Genomic DNA, 18,791 nt, shown 5'->3' with positions numbered 1-18,791 from the left:
GAACCGTCAGCTTGCCAAGGTTTAATGTGCACTGCGCTTCAGGCCATTTCGCGGCGCAGCGACTCCGGCGTGGTGAGGGGCGCGGTCGGGAGCGAGGGAGCGTCGGACCGCTCTGCCGGCGGGACCACGTCCGGTCGGCGCGCCATGCGCCAGGCCGCATAAGTCGCGAAGCTCGCATGGGACGCGCCGGTCGCCAAAAACAGACCGCGCGGGCCGATCGTCTCCATGAGCCACGCGGCCAGCATCGGGCCCGCCATCGTGCCGAAGCCGTAGAGGATCAGGAGCCCGCCGGAAATCTTCACGAAGTCGGTCGGGCGGGCGAAGTCGTTGGCATGGGCCACTGCCAGCGAGTAGGCGGGATAGATCACGCCGCCGATCACGAAGGCGATGGCGAAGAGCGGCAGGTGGCCGCTGCCCCAGACGAGCAGCCCCGCGAGCGCGGCCGAAAGGCCGATCAGCCCCGCCAGAACCATGACGAGGCGGCGGTCGATCCGGTCCGACAGGCGGCCGAGCGGGAACTGGAAGACGAGCCCGCCGCCCATCGTGGCGACGAGCAGCGTCGAGATCTCGGCGGTGGACAGGCCGACGCGCTGGCCGAAGACGGGCGCCATGTTGGTCCAGGCCCCCGACAGGACGCCCGACAGCGTCACGCAGACCACCGCCGCCGGCGAGTTGCGCCAGATCATCCGAAGGTCGAGGCTGGCCTGGACGAGGGGCTTGGGGCTGGGGGCGCGCGAGAGCGCGTTGGGAATGACGGCCAGCGCGTAGAAGATCGCGCACAGCATGAAGGCGGCGGGAACGCCTTCGCCGACGACCGGCAGCGAGAACTGCCCGCCCATCATCGCGGCCATCGACACCGCCATGTAGAGCGAGAAGACGAGGCCGCGCGTCTCGTTGGTGACGCGCTCGTTGAGCCAGCTCTCGATCACCATGTAGGCGCCCGCGATCGCGAAGCCCGACAGGGCGCGCACCGGAATCCAGCCGATCGGTGAGACCCAGAGCCCGTTCAGGAGAACGCAGACGGCGAGCAGAGCGGCAAGGCTCGAGAAGGTGCGGATGTGGCCTGCGCTTTTGACGAGGCGCGGCGCGACGAGGCACCCGATCGTGAAGGCGATGGCGTAGGCCGTGCCCATGAGGCCGATCTCGTAGGCGTTCCAGCCTTCGCTCGCAGCCCGCACGGGCATGAGGATGCCCTGGAGGCCGATGCCGACCAGGAGGAAGAAGGTCGACGTCAGAAGCGCGACGATCGGAAGAAGTTGGGCGCCCATGCGACGGCTCGACACTGACAGAATCGCCGTCTCGCTACCCTATGAGGGAAGGCGGCGCGAGCGTCCTATCGCCGTTTCATGTCGGCGATTCGACATGGGTCTCATGCACCGGTCTCGTCGAGCTTCGCCTTGAGTGCGAGAAGGTCGCGCCAGGCAAGTCGCTTATGGGCGGGCTGGCGCAGGAGATAGGCGGGATGGAGCATCGCCATGGCCGGAATCTCCGTCCCGTCGGCAAGGCGCAGGCTCGACCAGCGGCCCCGCGCGCGCATGATGCCCTCCTCGATATGGAGAAGGGCCTTGGCCGACGGGGAGCCGAGGCAGATCAGGACGCGCGGTCGAACCAGCTCGATATGACGCAGCGTGAAGGGCAGGCAGGTCTCGGTCTCGGCGGGCGTCGGCGTTCGGTTGCCGGGCGGACGCCAGAACACGGTGTTGGTGATGCGCACGGCGTCGCGCTCCAGCCCGATCGCCGCGAGCATCCGGTTGAGAAGCTGGCCGGAGCGCCCGGTGAAGGGCTCGCCCATAAGGTCCTCGTCGCGGCCCGGCGCCTCGCCCACCATCATGAGCCGCGCATCCGGCCGGCCGCTGGCGAAGACGAGCGAGCGGGCCGAGGCGCGCAGGGCGCAACCCTCGAACTCGCGCAAGGTGGCTTCCAGCTCCTCCAGCGTCTTCGCCCGCCGCGCGCGGGCTCGGGCGTCGTCGGCCGCCGCATCGTCGCTCTCGAAGGCAAGCGCCGGTCGCACGGGCGCCGCCGGCGGCTCGGCGCTCGGCGAGGGGCGCCGGTCGACCGGCTGGGGAGCGGCGGCCTCCGCCGCGCGCACGGCAGGCGTCGCGGACGCAGCAGCGCGCAGGGGCGCCGTTTCCGCGAAGCGGTCGCGCGGCACCTCGCCGGCGAAGTCGCGCAGGCCGACCGTCTCGTACCAGGCGAGAAGGCCCGCAATGATCTCGGCCGGTTGGGATGCGACGCTCATGGGGCGCTTCTAGCACGAAGCGGTGCGCCCCGCATGCGCAGGCGGAAATCGGGGCGACACTTTGACGTTTACGTAAGAATGATCGGCGGCGAGGGTGTCGTCGCGGCGCTCCGACCTGTAAGACCGAAGGCCAGAACGGAACGATTCCAGACGGGGCGGGCGTGCCTCGCGCGGCACGAGCGGAGGAACGGCATTTGAGCGACTTGGCGTCCGAACACGAAGCGCTTCCCGAGCGCGAGTCGATGGAGTTCGACGTCGTGATCGTGGGGGCGGGCCCCGCCGGGCTTTCGGCGGCGATCCGGCTGAAGCAGGTGAACCCCCAACTGTCGGTCGTCGTCCTCGAGAAGGGGGCCGAGGTCGGCGCGCACATCCTGTCGGGCTGCGTCCTCGACCCGTCCTCGCTCGACACCCTGCTGCCCGAATGGCGCTCGGAAGAGACGCCGATCCGCCAGCCCGTGACCGCCGACCGCTTCTACTTCTACGGACCGGAAGGGGCGGTGCGGCTGCCCAACGCGCTGATGCCGAAGCTGATGAGCAACGAGGGCAACTTCGTGGTCTCGCTCGGCGCAGTCTGCCGCTGGCTGGGCGCGAAGGCGGAAGGTCTCGGCGTCGAGATCTATCCGGGCTTCGCGGCGACCGAGCTTCTGACCGACGACAACGACAATGTCGTGGGCGTCGCGACCGGCGATATGGGTGTGACGCGCGGAGGCGAGCCGGGCGGCGCGTTCCAGCGCGGCATGGCCCTGATTGGAAAGTACGTGCTCGTCGGCGAGGGCGTGCGCGGCTCGCTCGCCAAGGAGATCGTGGAGCGATACGGCCTCGCCCACGGCGCCGAGCCGCAGAAATACGGCCTCGGCATCAAGGAGCTGTGGGAGATCGATCCGGCCAAGGCCCAGCCCGGCCTCGTGCAGCACTCGTTCGGCTGGCCGCTGGATCTGGCCACCGGGGGCGGGTCCTTTCTCTACCATCTGGAGGGCAACCGCGTTTACGTCGGCTTCGTGGTCCACCTCAACTACAAGAACCCGTATCTGTCGCCCTTCGAGGAGTTCCAGCGCTTCAAGCGTCACCCCGACATCGCGTCGCTGCTTGAGGGCGGCAAGCGCATCGCCTACGGCGCGCGCGCGATCTCGGAAGGCGGCTGGCAGTCGGTGCCCAAGCTCGCCTTCCCGGGCGGTGCGCTGATCGGCTGCTCGGCGGGCTTCGTGAACGTGCCGCGCATCAAGGGCGTCCACAACGCCATCACCAGCGGGATGATGGCCGCGGAGGCGGCGGCGGAAGCGATCGCGGCGGGCCGCTCGGCCGATCGCCTGTCGGCTTACGAGGACGGCTGGCGTGCCTCGCCGATCGGGCGCGACCTCGAGCCCGTGCGCAACGTCAAGCCGCTCTGGTCGCGCTTCGGCACGGGGCTCGGCGTCATCCTCGGCGGCATCGACATGTGGACCAACCAGCTTCTCGGACTCTCGTTCTTCGGGACGCTCGGCCACGGCAAGACCGACGCCGAATCCACGGAAGCGGCACAGAAGCACCGGCCGATCGACTACCCGCGCCCGGACGGCAAGCTGACCTTCGACCGGACATCCTCGGTCTTCCTGTCCAACACCAATCACGAGGAGGACCAGCCGGTGCATCTCGTGGTGAAGGACATGGCGCTGCAAAAGCGATCCGAGCACGACGTCTATGCGGGCCTCAGCCAGCGCTACTGCCCCGCCGCCGTCTATGAATGGGACGAGACCGATCCGGCCGCGCCTCGCTACGTGATCAACGCGCAGAACTGCGTCCACTGCAAGACGTGCGACATCAAGGATCCCAACGGCAACATCCGCTGGGTGCCGCCGCAGGGCGGCGAGGGGCCGGTCTACGCCTCCATGTGACGGGCGGCTCGCGGCCGGCGGGTCACTGCGCCGGCTGGGCCAGCTGCGGGCCGGCGGGCGCGGGAAGCCCGCCGTCGATGACGCCCTCGAAGGTGCGCAGGCGCTTGTAGATCGAGAGCAGCTCCACGATCGTCGTCCAGCTGTTCACGAGAAACTGGAACGAGGACCGCACCTGCTCGAACGCGTTCAGGATCTGGTTCATGATGCCCAGCGTGATGGCGCCGGCGGCGATCGTGGGGGCCAGGATCAGGTAGGCGAAGACCGTGTCGGCGTTCAGGTAGGCGTAGCGCGCGACGTTGAAGTACATGTAGTGGAAATACAGGCGGAAGTAGTTCTGGCGCACATGCGCGAAGAGCTCGCGCACCTCCGGCGGACGCGCCCGGTCGGCCCGGTCCTCGCCGATCACGAGCTCCTTTCGGTAGGCCGCCTCGACCTTCTGGTTCTTGAACTCGAGGCCCGGTAGCTTGATGCCGACGAGCGCCAGCAGCGCCGTGCCGACGACCGACCAGAGGATCGCCGCCAGCACCAGGGCATAGGGCACGTCGCCGATCAGCGGCAGCCGCGTGATCGCCGCCGAAAGGCCGAGAAGGATCGGCAGGAAGGCGATCAGGGTCATCACGGAGTCGATCAGGCGCACGCCCAGCGTCTCCATCGTGGTGGAGAAGCGCATCGTGTCCTCCTGCACGCGCTGCGAGGCGCCTTCCACGTGTCGCAGCTTGGGCCAGTGCGACATGTAGAAGTCGTTCATCGCCTGCCGCCACCGGAAGATGTAGTGGCTGACGAAGAAGGCGTTCAGGACGCTGACCGTCGCGCCGACCAGCGCGAGGCCGCCGAAGATGTAGGTGATGCTCGCGACGATCTCGCCCGGCTCGACCGGGCGGGACTTGGATAGGGCGGCCTGGATGATGTCGTAGAACGGCGCGTACCAGTTGTTGATGGCGACCGTGATCTCGACCTGGAAGTAGGTCACGAACAGGATCAGCGCCGAGCCGAGGATCGACCAGTTCTGCCAGGGGTGGTTCGCGATGGCCCGCCACGCGGCATAGAAGATCGCGACCGCCAGCGCGAAATAGAGGTAGAACCAGAGGAACGAGCCCGACCAGAAGGTCTGGATGCCCACCTCGCCCTCCGCCGGCGGCGTGAAGCCGAGGTTCACGCCGAGCCCGCGCCCGAAGCCGTACCAGAGCGCGACGCAGACGAGTGTCCAGCCCGCGACGGACAGGAAGAAGGCGCGCGGACGCGGAAAGAACGAGACGAACATCGGCTAACGGTCTCCGGGAAGCGCGCGCATCATGGCAGCGCCCGACCGGCGCCGCATGTTAATTCGCGTTCACGCGCGCGGCGACGGAGGGGGCGTCCGGTGCGGCCGAGGGGCCCGCCTCGACCGAGAAGCGAACAAGCACGGGCAGGTGATCCGAGCCCGTCGGCGCCAGCGTTTCGGCCTCCAGCACCCGCACGTCGGCGGAGGCGAGGACGTTGTCGATCGGCAGTCCGAAGACATGGGCGGGAATGCGGCGCAGGTCGGCCAGCATGAAGCTCGGGCCGATGCCCTTCACCACGCGCCAACCGCCGTCCGCGGCGACCGTTCCGACCGCCGCGCTCCAGGGCGCGGCGTTGAAGTCGCCCGCGAGGATGGCGGGCTTCGGGAGCTTGGGCAGAATGGGCTCGAGCCTTCGAACCTGGCCCCAGTGGTGTCTCGGCCAGGGCCAGTCGAGGTGCAGCGCGGCGATCGTGACGACGCGCCCGTTGAAGTCGACGCCGCGCGCGGCGAAGCCGTCCTCGATGCGGCAGACCGAGGTTTCCGGATCGGTCGCGAAGGGTCGGCGCGACAGGACCGCCGTGCCGCCTTTGCCGTAGGTGCCGCAATAGTGCTGGTAGGGATAGGCGCTCTCCAGCGCCTCGAAGCGGGCGCGCCAGCTTTCGGTCACCTCGTCCAGCGTCACGACGTCGGGCCGCAGCTCTGCGACCAGCTGCACCGCCGGGTCCTGTTCGGGGGCGTCGTAGCGCAGGTTCATCTGCAGCAGCGTGTAGCTCGCCCCGGCGGCTTCGGCGCTCGGTTGCGGCAGAACGAAGGGCAGCGTCGTCGCCAGGCCGACGACGGCGCCGACGGTCGCGACGCCCGCGCCGATCCACCGCCGGAAGAAAAGCGCTCCCAGGCCGATCAGCACGAGGGCGACGGCGATGTGCAGCCGGAAATGCCCGACGCTGTCGAACGGGTGAAGCTCGCCCCCCGCGAAGGAGACAAGGACGGCGCCCGCGCCGAGTACCGAGCCGAGCGTGATAAGCCCGCCCAGGAGGCGGGCGGCGGCATGCCGATGCGACACGATCGATCGTCCTACTGGAACGCGGTCTCGAAGAAGGACCGCAGCTTGCGCGAATGGAGGCGCTCGTGGGGCATGTCGGCCAGGCTCTGCATGGCGCGGATGCCGATCTCGAGATGCTGCGATACCTGGCGCTTGTAGAAGTCCGTCGCCATGCCCGGAAGCTTGAGCTCGCCGTGCAGCGGCTTGTCGGACACGCAGAGCAGCGTGCCGTAGGGCACGCGGAAGCGGTAGCCGTTGGCCGCGATCGTGGCCGACTCCATGTCGAGCGCGACCGCTCGCGACTTCGATAGCCGCTCCACCGGCTCGCGCTGGTCGCGCAGCTCCCAGTTCCGGTTGTCGATGGTGGCGACCGTGCCCGTGCGCATGATGCGCTTGAGATCGTAGCCCGACAGGCCGGTGACGGAGGCGACGGCCTCCTCCAGCGCGACCTGCACCTCGGCGAGCGCGGGGATCGGCACCCAGACCGGAAGGTCGGCGTCCAGCACGTGGTCCTCGCGCACATAGGCGTGGGCGAGCACGTAGTCGCCAAGCGCCTGCGTGTTGCGTAGCCCCGCGCAGTGGCCGAGCATCAGCCAGGCATGCGGGCGCAGCACCGCCACGTGGTCGGTGATGGTCTTGGCGTTGGACGGACCGACGCCAATGTTGACGAGCGTGATGCCGGACTGTCCGCCGCGCGTCAGGTGGTAGGCCGGCATCTGCGGCAGGCGCGGAACCGCAAGCCCGCTCTCGGCATGCGAGGCGCCCGCCCGCGTCACGACGTTGCCGGGCTCCACGAAGCTCTCGTAGCCGTGACCCCCTTCCGCCATCCAGCGCCGCGCCAGCGCGCAGAACTCGTCGACATAGAAGCCGTAATTGGTGAAGAGCACGAAGTTCTGGAAGTGGCGGGGGCTCGTCGCGGTGTAGTGCGCGAGGCGGTGGAGCGAGTAGTCGACGCGCTGCGCGGTGAAGGGCGCGAGCGGCATGGGTCCGCCCGGCACCGGCTCGAAGTTGCCGTTGACGATCCGGTCGTCGGTCGCGTCGAGGTCGGGCACGTCGAAGATGTCGCGCAGCGGCTTGTCGAGCCGGTCCGCCGAGGCGCCGTCGACATGGCTGCCCTCGGGCAGCGCGAAGTGGAGCGGAATGGGCGTCTCGGACGCGCCGACCTCGACCGGCTGGCCGTGGTTGCGGATGAGAAGGTCGAGCTGCTCGGTGAGATAGGTCTCGAAGAGGTCGGGCCGCGTGACGGTGGTCGAGTAGAGGCCCGGCCCCGGCACGAAGCCGAAGGAAAGGCGCGAGTCGACGCGGGCATGGCCGACGGTCCGCACCGAGACCTGCGGGTAGAAGACGCGATAGCGCCGGCTCGTGTCGCCCGTGCGCAGGACCTCGCGGAAGCTCTCCACCAGGAAATGCGTCGCGGCGTCGTAGAGGCGTCGCAGCTCGCCGACCGCCTCGCGCGCGTCGAAGAAGACGCGGACAGGCGAGGGGGGCGGCGAGACGATCGCCGGGATGGCCAGGGTGTCGGGGTGGCGGGCGGCCAGCGAGAGCTCGTTCATGGCCCCTTCTACCCCATCCCGCACGGCGCGGGAAACGGCTTCAGAGACCGACGCGTGCCTTGCGCGGCGCGCAGACGAGACCGGTGTCGAGGCAGTCGCCCTTGGCGAACACGGGGCCGCTCGACGGCCGCTCGATGCGGACCAGGGACGAGAAGCCGACCGCAAAGAGCGCCATCAGGGCGGTGAGAACGGAGAGGCGTATGATCATGGCGGCTCGTCTCCTCCTCAAGCCCCGATTGCGATGGGCGACCATGGCACGGCGAGGCTGAACCCGGCCTTGCGTCCGCCTTCAAGCTGCGTTCAGGAAGGGCGCGGCCGGCGAACGGTGGCGGCCGGCCCTTGCCGCGCTAGCTCCCGGCCCGACAGGCAAGACAGGAGCCCGCGATGGCACAGCGCCCGATCGAACTGCATTACTGGCCGACCCCGAACGGCTGGAAGATCAGCATCATGCTGGAGGAACTGGACGTGCCCTACGAGCTGAAGCTCGTGAACATCGGGGCGGGCGACCAGTTCAAGCCGGAGTTTCTCGCGATCGCGCCCAACAACCGCATGCCCGCCATCGTCGATCCCGACGGTCCGGGCGGCGAACCGATCTCGGTCTTCGAGTCGGGCGCGATCCTGCAGTATCTCGGCCGCAAGTTCGCGCGCTTCTATCCGACGGATGAGCGCGCCCGCGTCGCCTGCGAGGAGTGGCTCTTCTGGCAGGTCGGCGGGCTCGGGCCCATGGCGGGCCAGGCGCACCACTTCCGCCAGTACGCGCCCGAGAAGATCCCCTACGGCATCGACCGCTACACCAACGAGTGCAACCGCCTCTACGGCGTGATGAACCGGCGGCTCGAGGGGCGGGAGTACCTGGCCGGTGACTATTCGATCGCCGACATGGCCAGCGTCGGCTGGATCGTGCCGCACGCCAACCAGGGCCAGAACCTCGACGACTTCCCCCACCTCAAGGCGTGGTTCGAGCGCATGAACGCGCGTCCCGCCGTCCGGCGCGGGCTCGAGGTTGGCAAGGCCGAGCGCGAGCGCCTGAACCTTGCGCAGGACAAGAACGCGCAGGGCGTCCTGTTCAACCAGCGCGCCCGCTAGGTCTTGAAGAGGAACACGGCGGCCACCGCAACGTAGACGGCGGCGTAGATCCCGGCCCCGCGCGCGAGCGCTTGGGGCCGGGCGGCGTCGAGCCGGGCCCGCAGGCGGCGGTAGATCGCCAGATCGAGAAGTCCGAGCGGAACCGACACGAGGAGCGACAGCGCGACGGCCGCGAACCAGAGGGCGAGGGGCGGGGCTTCGAAGCTCCGCATCACCACCAGCACCACGGGCACGTGGCAGAGATAGAGCGCGTAGCTCCAGTCGCCGAGCCGCGTCGCGCCGCGCGCGATCCAGCCGTCCGGTCCCGCACGGGGGGCGGCCGAGAGGGCGAGGCCGACCAGGATCACCCCGACCAGCGAGGCGAGGAGCCGGCCCGCCGTGAAGCCGAAGCCGAGGAGCAGCATGGCGAGCCCCGCCGCCACCGCGCCGAGCGCCGGCTGGAACACGCCGCGCCGCACGAGCTCCGGCACGAGAAGGCCGCCCGCGAAGGCGGCGTTCGCCGCCAGGAACGGCAGGTCGACGATGGTGGGAACGAGCGTCGCCTGCCGCAGCTCCGGCAGCCAGGCCGCCGCCGCGAGGATCACCGCCAGCCAGCCGAGCGCGAAAAGGCGCAGGAGGCGCGCGCCGCCGAGGGCCGCCAGCCCCGTCAGCGCCATGTAGTAGAAGAGCTCGAAGATCAGCGTCCACTCGACGCGCAGCCGATAGGAGCCGTTGTCGCCCACCGGCACGAGCGAGAGCGCGCGCAGGTCGATCGACAGCCGGCCCGTGAGAAACGGCGGCAGGAGGAGCGAGGCGACGAGAAAGGCGGGATAAAGCCGGGCGATGCGATGCAGCAGGAAGAGCGGCGGCGCGGTGCGCGGCAGAATCTCGGCCATCAGCGCGCCGGAGATGGCGAAGAAGATCGCGACGCCCAGAAGTCCGAACTCGCCGCCGAAGATCGCCGCCATGGAACCGTCGCCGCGCTCTGCGGCAAGGTAATGGGAGGCGTGATAGAGCAGCACCATCAGGGCCGCCGCCGCGCGCAGCCACTGGACGTTGCGGTTGCGCGGCAGGGGCGCGGGGGTGGGCGGCACGCGGCTCAGCGCGTCCAGGTCTGCGACCGGCAGAAGACCTTCGCCACGCAGCCCGTCAGGACCAGCCGGTCGCCCGACACCTCGGCGCGGCCCTCATAGGTCTTGTCGGTGGAGGGGTCGGTGACGGTGCCGGTATAGTTTCGGCCCGAACCGCTCATTCGCCCGACGCTCTTGCCCCTGTATCGCCCGCTCTCGACCCGGCCGCAGAAGGCGCCGCCGCAGGGCGCGTAGACCACGCGCTCGCCGTTGGAGACCCTCCATTCTCCCAGGATCGCCTCCGCCCGCGCGAGGGACAGCGTTCCAAGCATCATCGCGATAACGAGAAGAAGATGGGTCATGCGCGGCCTTCAGCGGATCGGGCGCCCGTTCTGCCCGATCCGCGAGCCGCGTCAACCTCAGATGCGCGTGAGGGATTGCGAGCGGCAGATCAGCCCGCCTAGAACGCAGCCCGACACTGAAAGCGTGTCGCCGCTCAGCTTGCCCTTGCCGGTGAACTCCTTGCCGCCGCGCGTATAGTCCGTGACCGTGCCCTCGTAGGCGCCGCTCCCGGTGGCGCGCATCCGGCCGAAGGTCTTTCCCTTGTTGGGACCGTTCACGTAGGTCAGGCAGAAGTCGCCGCCGCAGGCGGCGATCGTCGCGTCCGAACCGGACGGCATCTTCCAGCGCCCCTCGATCGGGTCCGCCATCGCCGCGCCCGTGGCGGCCAGAAGGGTCATCGCGGCGAGCGCCGCCGCGATCGGGTTCGTCATGCGCATCGGGTCGTTCCTCCGGGTGCGGCGCCACGCTTCGTCGTGTCGGGTCGCCATTGACGAAGACGTAAGCGGAAAGCCCGCGGCTCGGCAAGGGCGGGAGGCGAAGCGTCCCGTCGTTCCGAACGCCCGAATCGAAAGCCATCCGAACAAGGCTGTGGAAAACCCGAACATCGTCCGGCGATCCGCCGCGCCCCGAACGCCACAGCCTGGACGCGAACCCTGCCGCATAGGGCTTTGCGCACAAGCGGCTCCCGAACTTGCCGAAACGTGAACGTCCGCTTCAGCTTCGGTTAGCCAAGCCCCTTAAATTGCAGTCAAATCTTACGCGTCACTCTTCAACCAACGCCCGAACAACAAAGGGCAAAGGATCAGGAGAGCGACAACCATGGCACGGTTCGACATTCCGCATGCAGACTTCGGCACCGCCCTCGTGGCCCCGATGCCGATCGGCGAGACCTTGATGGAGCGGGGCCTCGCCGCCGCCGCCGGTCGCGAGGGTCCGGTCGATCTCGTTTCCGCGCACATGTACTTCAACCTCGCCGACCAGTTGGGCGCCGAGGACGCGGCCTACCACCGCGCCGAGATCGCCGCCTCGCTGACCAAGGTCGAGCTCGGGCGGGCCCTGCGGCAGGCGCGCGAGTGGCTCGTCCGCCACTGAAGGGCGTCAGCTGCGCGCGGCTTCGAGCGAACGGCCCAGCGCCTGCGCGAACATCTCGAGTTCGTCGTCGCGGCCGACCGTCACGCGGATCAGCCGATCGAGCGGTGCGACGCCCGGCATGCGGATGAAGACGCCCTCGGCCAGGACGCCTTCTAGGACGCGCCGGGCGAAGTCGCCGTCGCGGCCGCAGTCGATCGCGACGAAGTTCGTCGCCGACGGCAGGGGCTCGAGGCCCGCGCCGCGCGCGATGTCGCCAAGAATGCCCCGCGCCCGCACGATGCGGGACACGACCTCGGCGAGGTAGCCCTCGTCGGCCATGGCTGCGAGCGCGCCGGCCTGCGCCATGCGCGAGACGCCGAAATGGTTGCGCACCTTGTCGAACTGGCGGACCGTCTCGGGTTCGCCGAAGACGTAGGCGACGCGCACGCCCGCCATGCCGTGGGCCTTGGAGAAGGTGCGGAAGCGCAGGACGTTGGGCGAAAGCCAGTCGTTCGGCGGCAGCGCCTCGGCGGGTGCGAGATCGCTATAGGCCTCGTCGAGGACGACGAGCGTTTCGGGCGGCACGCCTTGCGCGAAGGCGCGGATCTCGTCCGCCGTGTGCCAGCTTCCGGTCGGATTGTCGGGATTGGCGAGATAGACGAGCTTCGGGCGGAGCGTTCTCGCTCGCTCGGCCAGCGCGTCGAGGTCCTCGCGATCGTCGCGGTAGGGCACGAAGTCAAGGCATCCGCCATGGCCCGAGACATGGTAGTTGAAGGTCGGATAGGCGCCGAGCGAGGTGACGACCGCGTCGCCGGGGTCGAGCGTCAGCTGCGCCAGGAGGCCGAACAGGCCGTCGATGCCTTCGCCGACCGTCACATGGGCGGCGGTCAGGCCGAGCTTGGCCGCGATCGCCTCGCGCAGCGCGTGCTGTTCCGGGTCGCCGTAGGCCCAGCTTCCGTGCGCGGCCTCGGCCATCGCCTCCAGAACGCGCGGCGAGGGGCCGAAAACGCTTTCGTTCGCGCCGAGCCGCGCCCGGAACGGGCGTCCGAGCCGCCGCTCCAGCGCCTCGGGGCCGACGAAGGGGACGGTGGCGGGCAACGACTGGGTGCGAGGGGTGAAGAACACGAGCGGCCATGCCTCCGTTTCGGACCGCTTCGTCATAGGCACTTCGCGCGGCGAACGAAACGGGCTTGCGGTGGGCGGACCGGCGGGGCGAAAAGCGTGGGACAACCGTCGCTCGGCGCGCCGCCGCCCTTGAAGCGCCGCATCCGTCTCCTCACACCCTGTCCCATGTCCCGCGTTCGCTTCTCCCGATCATGATCCGTTTCCTCCACACGGCCGACTGGCAGATCGACAAGCCCTTCGGCGGCTATGCGCCCGAGGTCGCCTTCGCGCTGAAGGAGGCGCGCTTTGCCGCGGTGGAGCGCCTGGCTCGTCTGGCGGCCGAGAGGCGGGCCGACTTCGTTCTGGTGGCGGGCGACGTCTTCGACGCCAATACGGCGTCGGACCGCGCCATCCAGCGCACGCTCGACGCGATGGCGCTTTATCCCGGCGACTGGGTGCTGCTTCCCGGCAACCACGACGCCGCCGTCTCCGTGTCTGTCTGGACGCGGCTTGATCGCTTCCGGCACGGCGCGCGGGTGCGGGTCGCCGATCGGCCCGAGCCCGTCGTCCTGTGCGAGGGGCGCGTCGTCGTCCTGCCAGCGCCGCTGCGGCGCCGACACGAGGGCGCCGACGTCACCGCGTGGTTCGACGCGGCGGAAACGGCGCCCGGCGCGATCCGCATCGGTCTGGCGCATGGCGCCGTCGCGAACCGCCTGCCGGCCAGCGCCGAAAGCGAGAATCCGATCGCCGACGACCGCGCGAACCGCGCCCGACTCGACTACCTGGCGCTTGGCGACTGGCACGGCTTCCTCCAGATCGCACCCCGCACCTTCTACGCGGGCACACCCGAACCCGACCGCTACCCTGCCAACGAGCCGGGCTTCGCGGCGCTGGTCGAGATCGACGGACCGGGCGCGGCGCCGCGCGTCGAGAAGGTGGCGACGGCCCGCTTTCGCTGGACGAGCCTCGACGTGGAACTTCACGGCGAGATCGGCGCGCTGGACGCCGCGCTGGACGCGCTCGGGCCCACCGGCGCGACGCTGCTGGACCTCAGACTGCGCGGCACTTTGCCGATCCGCGAGCGCGTCGCGCTGGAAGAGCGCCTCGACGAATGGCGTGCGCGCTTTCATGATCTTCGCATCCACGATGCCGGTCTCGTGGACGAACCGGATGTCGACGACCTCGACGCGATCGATCTGTCGGGCTTCGTGCGCGTGGCGGTGGAGAGGCTGCGCCGAAAGGCGGCGGACCCGGCCGACCCCGAGCGCGAGGCCGCCGCGCTCGCGCTGCGCATGGCCTTCGTGGACCACGCCCGCCCGGCCAAGGGAGGCTGACCCGATGTTCCTTCGCTCGCTTTCCTTGCGCAACTTCGCCGGCTCCGAAACGCGCGACCTCGACGGCCTCCAGCCGGGGCTCAACGTGGTGGTCGGCGACAACGAGGCCGGCAAGTCGACGCTTCTTCTGGCGCTGCGCTCCGCGTTCTTCCAGCGCCACCGGGCGCAGACGGAGGTCGTTCGTCTCTTCGCGCCCTACGGGCGTCAGGTTCGCCCGGAGGTCACCGTCGAATTCGAGACGGGCGGCGAGAGCTATCGCCTGCGCAAGGGCTTCCTCCAGAAGCCCGACGCGGAGCTGACCTGGGCGACCGGCAGCCTGACCGGCGAGGCCGTCGAGGAGCGGCTGGCCGAGATCTTCCGCTTCAACCATTCGGGCGCCCGCAAGGTGAAGGAAGGCGACTATCCCGGCGCCTTCGGCCTGCTCTGGGCCGACCAGGGCCGCGCCTTCCAGGGGCTCGACCTCGGGCAGGGTCGCGACGCGGTCGCCGCCTCGCTGGAGGGCGAGGTCGCGCAGGTGCTCGGCGGCGACCGGGGCCGCTCGCTGCTGGCCCTCGCGAAGGCGCGCCACGATCGCTTCTTCACCGATCGCGGGCGTGTCTCGGTCAACTCGCCGCTGAAGGCCGTCGAGGACCGGCTGGCCGATCTCGGCCGCGAGCTGAACGAGCGCGAGGCGCTGGCACGGGGCTACCAGGAGAAGATCGAGCGCCTCCATCGCCAGCGCGACCGGCTGCGCGGCTACGAGCGCGACGATGTCGTGCGGCAGGCCGAGCGGGCGCTGCGGGCAGCCGAGGAGACGCTGGCCGGGCTCGGCGCGCTGCAGCGCGAGGCGGGCGAGGCCCAGCGCGCCCTGCGTCAGGCCGAGATGGCGCGCGAGACTAGTGCCGAACGTCTCAAGGCGCGGGACACCGCAAGCGAAGCGCTTCGCGGCGCGCAGGCGCGCGCGGGCGAGACGGCCGAACGCCTCAGTGAGGGCGAGGCGCGACTGGCGCGCGAGGTCGAGGTGTCGACCCGCGTCGGGGCACGGCTCGAAGCGGCGAGGGCGGCCGAGGAGCGGCTGGCCGCGCAGGCCGGACAGGCCGCGCGACGCGCCGAGGCCCGGCAACTGGCGGCCGAGCTCGCAGCCGATGACGCGCGGCACGCGCGGGCCATTGCGCTCGTGCAGGAGCGCGATGCCGTCGCGCAGCCCGAGCCCGGCCTCGATGCCGCGCTTCTGAAGACGCTGGATGCGCTGGAGCGGGCTGCGCGCGAGGCGGCGATCCGTCTCGAAGGCGCGAGCCCCGTTCTGCGGCTCTATCCTCTCGACGGCCGAACCGCGCGAACCGCCGACGCTCCGGTCATGCCCGGCGAGGTGCTGCGGATCGGCCGGCTGACGCGGCTCGAGCTCGAGGGCTTCGGCGCGATCGAGATCGAGCCGGGCGGCGACGGCGAGGCTTTGGGACGCGAGGCGGACCGCACCAGGAGAGCGCTGGCCGACAAGCTTCGGACGATCGGCGCAAGCGACGTCGACGAGGCGCGGCGGCGCGTTCGCGAGAGCGAGGAACGCGCGCGTGCGCGAGAGCGGCTGGACGCACAGATCCGCCTGCTCGTGCCGGAAGGGCTGGCGGCGCTGGCCGGGCGCATGGCGGCCCGCCGCGCGCAACTGGCGCGGACCGACGAGCCCGAGCCGGTGGAGGGCGCGGCGGGGAGCTGGGACGAGGCGCGGCGCGAGCTGGCCGAGGCGGAACGCGCCATGGCCAGCGCCGGGCGTACCCTGTCGCAGGCGCGCGAGGCGCTGGGCGCCCTGCGCAGCGAGGCCGCCCACGCCGAGGCCGAGGCGCGGCGGCGCGGAGCCGAATTGGCGGAGGCCGAGCGCGACCGCCCCCGTGCCGCCCTTCTTGCGGATCTGGCGGCCGCCGACACGGAGCGCGCTGGCCGCGCGCTCGCCTTCACGCAGCGCCGCGAGGCTCTGGAGGCGGCCGATCCCGACACTGCGCGCCGCACGATGGAGGCGCGCCAGCGCGCGTTGGCCGCCGTGCGCGAGGACCAGACCCGCCTTCAGGCGGAGGTCGCGACGCTCGAGGGCGAACTCGGCGCGCAGGGGCTCGTCTCCCTTCATTCCGAGATCGAGCGCCTGCAGGGCGAGATCGCCGCGGCCGAGATGCAGCGCCAGCGTCTGTCGCTCGAGGCCGAGGCATCGCGGCTTCTCCATCAGACCCTTCTCGACGCCCAGCGCGAGGCTCGCGAAAGCTGGCTCGGACCGATCAAGCAGCGGGTCGCTCCCTACCTGCGGCTCCTCCATTCCGAAAGCGACGTCGAGTTCGACGAGTCGACGCTGGAGATCGCGGCCCTTCGCCGTCGCGGCACGGAGGAGCGCTTCGATCGCCTGTCGATGGGCGCGCGCGAGCAGGTGGCCGTGGTAACGCGGCTGGCGTTGGCCGAGGTGCTCAAGCGCGGCGGCCATCCGGCGGCGGTCATCCTCGACGACGCGCTCGTCAACACCGACGAGGTTCGCCTCCAGCGCATGCACATGGCGCTGCAGCGGGCGGCCGACACGGGGTTGCAGGTGATCGTGCTCACCTGCCGCGAGCGCGACTTCCGCGATCTCGGCGCGCCGATCATCCGGCTGTGAACCACGCTCAGATGTGACGGCTCGTTCCGAAGGAGACGGTCCGCGTCTCCGGCAGACCGAAGCGGTCCACCGGGCGCTCCGCCGTGTCGAACAGGAAGGTGAAGAGCCGGTCGAGGATGTCGCTCCACGAGCGGATCGTGTCGCTCGGGACCGCGCGGTCCATGGCCGTGAAGTAGATCAGGTCGTCGCACGGGATCTGGTGAGCGCGCAGCACCGGCACCAGCACGGAGGGCAGGTTGAGGCGCTGCATGTAGCCGAAGCCGATGTCCACACGCACGATGTCCTCGGCGATGCGGGTGAAATGCGCGCGGTCGCCGTCCGGCACGCGCGGCTTGTCGACCTGCCGCACCACGCAGACGATCGAGGGCGAGAAGCTGACATCGGCCAGCTTGCGCATGCGCACGAGCGAGAGCGGCGCCGTTTCACCCGTGCGCGTGATGAAGACGGCGGGGCGCGGCAGGCGGCGGCTGCCCGCAAGCCGGCCGGGCAACTCCTTCATCGGCATGGACGCAAGGCGCGACCCGCTGCGAAGCCGCTTCAGGCCGTGGCGCCAGGCCCACATGACGAGCAGCACGACGCCGCCGATCGAGAGCGGCAGGAGACCGCCGTCCAGAAGCTTGGTCAGGTTCGCCGTCGCAAAGGGAAGGTCGAGGCTGAGGAACAAGGCGCCGACCGCAAAGACCAGCCAGCGCGGCACGCGCCAAGCGCGCCCCATCTCGAACACGAAGAGCACCGTGGTCGTGACCATGGCCAGCGCCACCGCGATGCCGTAGGCCGAAGCCAGCCGCTCGGACGAGCCGAAGCTGACGACGACGGCGATCGCCAGGATGCCGATCAGCCAGTTGACGCGCCCGATATAGACATCGGACTCGTTGTGCGCCGAGGTGTTGCGCACCCGCATGGGCGGCAGGAAGCCGAGCTCCACGGCCTGGTTCGCGAGGCTGAAGGCGCCGGTCAGGATCGCCTGCGAGGCGATGATGGTGGCAAGCGTCGCCAGAACCAGCATCGGCAGGCCGAAGGGCGCGGGCACGATCTCGAAGAAGGGATGGCGCACATCGGGGCTGGAGAGAAACAGCGCGCCCTGGCCGTAGTAGTTCATGAGAAGCGCGGGAAGGGCGATCATCGTCCAGGCGTTGCGGATCGTCCGGCGCCCGAACTGGCCGAGATCGGCGTAGAGCGCCTCGCCGCCCGTGACCGCCAGGAAGATCGATCCCATGATCGCCAGCGCCCGGCCGGGCTCCGACACGAGGAGGGAGATGCCGTGCGCGGGGTTCACGGCGGCAAGGATGCCCGGCTGCCCGGCGATCGCGAGGGCGCCGAATAGGCCGAGCGCCGCGAACCAGAGAAGCATGATCGGACCGAAGAAGCGCGCGATCGGCGCGGTTCCCAGGCGCTGGAGCACGAAGACCGCCAGAAGCACGACGACCGTCGCCGGAACGATGAAGCGATCGAAGGAGGGGGCCACGACCCGGATGCCCTCCATGGCCGAGAGCACCGAGATGGCGGGCGTGAGGACGCCGTCGCCGAACAGCATGGCCGCGCCGGTCAGCCCGAGACCCAGAAGGATGAGCTGGCCGCGCCGACGGCCCTGGTGGACACGCAGCAGCGTGACGAGCGCCAGGATGCCGCCCTCGCCGTCGTTGTCGGCCCTCAGGATGAAGGTGACGTATTTCACCGTCACCACGAGAATCAGCGCCCAGGTCACGAGCGACAGGACGCCGAGGATAGCGGCCGGCGCGGCGTTCCCCCCGACGGACGCCGCCCGCACGCCCTCCTGCAGCGCGTAGAGCGGACTGGTGCCGATATCCCCGAAGACGACGCCGAGCGCCCCCACCGCTGCCCAGGCCGTGGCGCGTTCCAGCCTCGTTTCCGCCTCGTTCACCGCCATGCCCGGTGCGCTCCGATTCTTCGATACGCGAACGTGCCCGTCCCGCAACTGGCGCGAAGCTAGCGTCCGAACCCCTTCGAGGCAGGGGTTTGTTCAGGTTCGGGCAAGCGAAATAGGGCCGCACCCCTCACGAACGTGGCATCGCCGCAACAGCGGTGTGACCAACGTGTCTCGGTGGCGGGGGTGTGGCCTTTCGGTGATTGCATCCGGTGCGCCCGTCGATATCCTCACACTCGAAAGACGAAGGGGGACGACCTGAGGCTTTCAACAGGGATGGGGCAGGGAAGGCTGTCCTTCGTAACAAAGGCCCAACCCTAACCTATAACTTGACTGGAGGTCAGGA

Annotated in this window: 16 protein-coding genes; 5 read left to right on the top strand and 11 right to left on the bottom strand. The window is 70.0% G+C overall.

Features of this window, described 5'->3' with window-relative positions:
* Nucleotides 1-38: 38 nt before the first annotated feature.
* On the bottom strand, nucleotides 39-1,268 hold the full coding sequence (locus AUL35_RS15785) for an MFS transporter (RefSeq protein WP_062016442.1): 1,230 nt from the start codon (nucleotides 1,266-1,268) through the stop codon (nucleotides 39-41).
* 101 nt (nucleotides 1,269-1,369) lie between these two features.
* Entirely contained in the window at nucleotides 1,370-2,239 is an 870-nt protein-coding gene (locus tag AUL35_RS15780; protein WP_062016440.1) for a uracil-DNA glycosylase family protein, read from the bottom strand.
* Between the two features lie 242 nt (nucleotides 2,240-2,481).
* On the opposite strand from AUL35_RS15780, the gene AUL35_RS15775 reads away from it, so the two are divergent.
* Nucleotides 2,482-4,110: an electron transfer flavoprotein-ubiquinone oxidoreductase gene (locus AUL35_RS15775; RefSeq protein ID WP_062016522.1), complete on the top strand. Its 1,629-nt coding sequence runs from the start codon at nucleotides 2,482-2,484 to the stop codon at nucleotides 4,108-4,110.
* A 22-nt stretch (nucleotides 4,111-4,132) separates the two neighbouring features.
* Here the strand turns inward: AUL35_RS15775 and sbmA are convergent, their stop codons facing one another.
* The 4 genes from sbmA to AUL35_RS22210 are packed head-to-tail and all read right to left on the bottom strand — an operon-like array spanning nucleotide 4,133 to nucleotide 8,174.
* A complete protein-coding gene (gene sbmA, locus AUL35_RS15770) occupies nucleotides 4,133-5,371 on the bottom strand; it encodes a peptide antibiotic transporter SbmA (RefSeq protein ID WP_062016438.1) in 1,239 nt (412 codons plus the stop codon).
* Nucleotides 5,372-5,429: 58 nt separating this feature from the next.
* Complete coding sequence (locus AUL35_RS15765) at nucleotides 5,430-6,434, bottom strand: endonuclease/exonuclease/phosphatase family protein (RefSeq protein ID WP_062016436.1); 1,005 nt, start codon at nucleotides 6,432-6,434, stop codon at nucleotides 5,430-5,432.
* An 11-nt stretch (nucleotides 6,435-6,445) separates the two neighbouring features.
* Nucleotides 6,446-7,966 (bottom strand): AMP nucleosidase, encoded by a 1,521-nt coding sequence (locus tag AUL35_RS15760; protein WP_062016434.1) that lies wholly within the window; start codon nucleotides 7,964-7,966, stop codon nucleotides 6,446-6,448.
* 40 nt (nucleotides 7,967-8,006) lie between these two features.
* Nucleotides 8,007-8,174 (bottom strand): hypothetical protein, encoded by a 168-nt coding sequence (locus tag AUL35_RS22210; protein WP_156418025.1) that lies wholly within the window; start codon nucleotides 8,172-8,174, stop codon nucleotides 8,007-8,009.
* A gap of 176 nt (nucleotides 8,175-8,350) precedes the next feature.
* On the opposite strand from AUL35_RS22210, the gene AUL35_RS15755 reads away from it, so the two are divergent.
* Nucleotides 8,351-9,052 (top strand): glutathione S-transferase family protein, encoded by a 702-nt coding sequence (locus AUL35_RS15755; protein WP_062016432.1) that lies wholly within the window; start codon nucleotides 8,351-8,353, stop codon nucleotides 9,050-9,052.
* On the opposite strand, the gene AUL35_RS15750 is transcribed toward AUL35_RS15755, so the two are convergent.
* From AUL35_RS15750 to AUL35_RS15740, 3 genes are read right to left on the bottom strand one after another with little or no spacing between them, the layout of a single operon-like run.
* Nucleotides 9,049-10,125 (bottom strand): acyltransferase, encoded by a 1,077-nt coding sequence (locus AUL35_RS15750; RefSeq protein ID WP_062016430.1) that lies wholly within the window; start codon nucleotides 10,123-10,125, stop codon nucleotides 9,049-9,051. The genes AUL35_RS15755 and AUL35_RS15750 overlap by 4 nt on opposite strands.
* Before the next feature lie 5 nt (nucleotides 10,126-10,130).
* The gene (locus AUL35_RS15745) at nucleotides 10,131-10,463 is read right to left on the bottom strand and encodes a DUF2147 domain-containing protein (protein ID WP_062016428.1); all 333 of its coding nucleotides are present in this window, start codon (nucleotides 10,461-10,463) and stop codon (nucleotides 10,131-10,133) included.
* 57 nt (nucleotides 10,464-10,520) lie between these two features.
* Complete coding sequence (locus tag AUL35_RS15740; protein ID WP_244493797.1) at nucleotides 10,521-10,874, bottom strand: DUF2147 domain-containing protein; 354 nt, start codon at nucleotides 10,872-10,874, stop codon at nucleotides 10,521-10,523.
* 388 nt (nucleotides 10,875-11,262) lie between these two features.
* Between AUL35_RS15740 and AUL35_RS15735 the strand changes: the two genes are divergently transcribed.
* The gene (locus tag AUL35_RS15735; protein ID WP_062016425.1) at nucleotides 11,263-11,535 is read left to right on the top strand and encodes a hypothetical protein; all 273 of its coding nucleotides are present in this window, start codon (nucleotides 11,263-11,265) and stop codon (nucleotides 11,533-11,535) included.
* Nucleotides 11,536-11,541: 6 nt separating this feature from the next.
* Here the strand turns inward: AUL35_RS15735 and AUL35_RS15730 are convergent, their stop codons facing one another.
* A complete protein-coding gene (locus AUL35_RS15730) occupies nucleotides 11,542-12,675 on the bottom strand; it encodes a pyridoxal phosphate-dependent aminotransferase (protein ID WP_062016423.1) in 1,134 nt (377 codons plus the stop codon).
* 155 nt (nucleotides 12,676-12,830) lie between these two features.
* On the opposite strand from AUL35_RS15730, the gene AUL35_RS15725 reads away from it, so the two are divergent.
* Together AUL35_RS15725 and AUL35_RS21700 are read left to right on the top strand one after the other, a co-directional pair.
* Complete coding sequence (locus AUL35_RS15725; protein ID WP_062016421.1) at nucleotides 12,831-13,952, top strand: DNA repair exonuclease; 1,122 nt, start codon at nucleotides 12,831-12,833, stop codon at nucleotides 13,950-13,952.
* Nucleotides 13,953-13,956: 4 nt separating this feature from the next.
* Nucleotides 13,957-16,560 carry an AAA family ATPase gene (locus AUL35_RS21700; RefSeq protein ID WP_082666376.1) on the top strand — a complete coding sequence of 868 codons (2,604 nt, stop codon included), beginning with the start codon at nucleotides 13,957-13,959 and terminating at the stop codon, nucleotides 16,558-16,560.
* A 7-nt stretch (nucleotides 16,561-16,567) separates the two neighbouring features.
* On the opposite strand, the gene AUL35_RS15715 is transcribed toward AUL35_RS21700, so the two are convergent.
* Nucleotides 16,568-18,448 carry a KUP/HAK/KT family potassium transporter gene (locus tag AUL35_RS15715; RefSeq protein ID WP_192847109.1) on the bottom strand — a complete coding sequence of 627 codons (1,881 nt, stop codon included), beginning with the start codon at nucleotides 18,446-18,448 and terminating at the stop codon, nucleotides 16,568-16,570.
* Nucleotides 18,449-18,791: the final 343 nt, after the last annotated feature.

Origin of the sequence: Aureimonas sp. AU4, assembly GCF_001463765.1 — a bacterium.
Taxonomy (GTDB): domain Bacteria; phylum Pseudomonadota; class Alphaproteobacteria; order Rhizobiales; family Rhizobiaceae; genus Aureimonas.
Note: the sequence above shows the minus strand (reverse complement) of the source record. Positions and strands in the feature narration are given on the sequence as shown.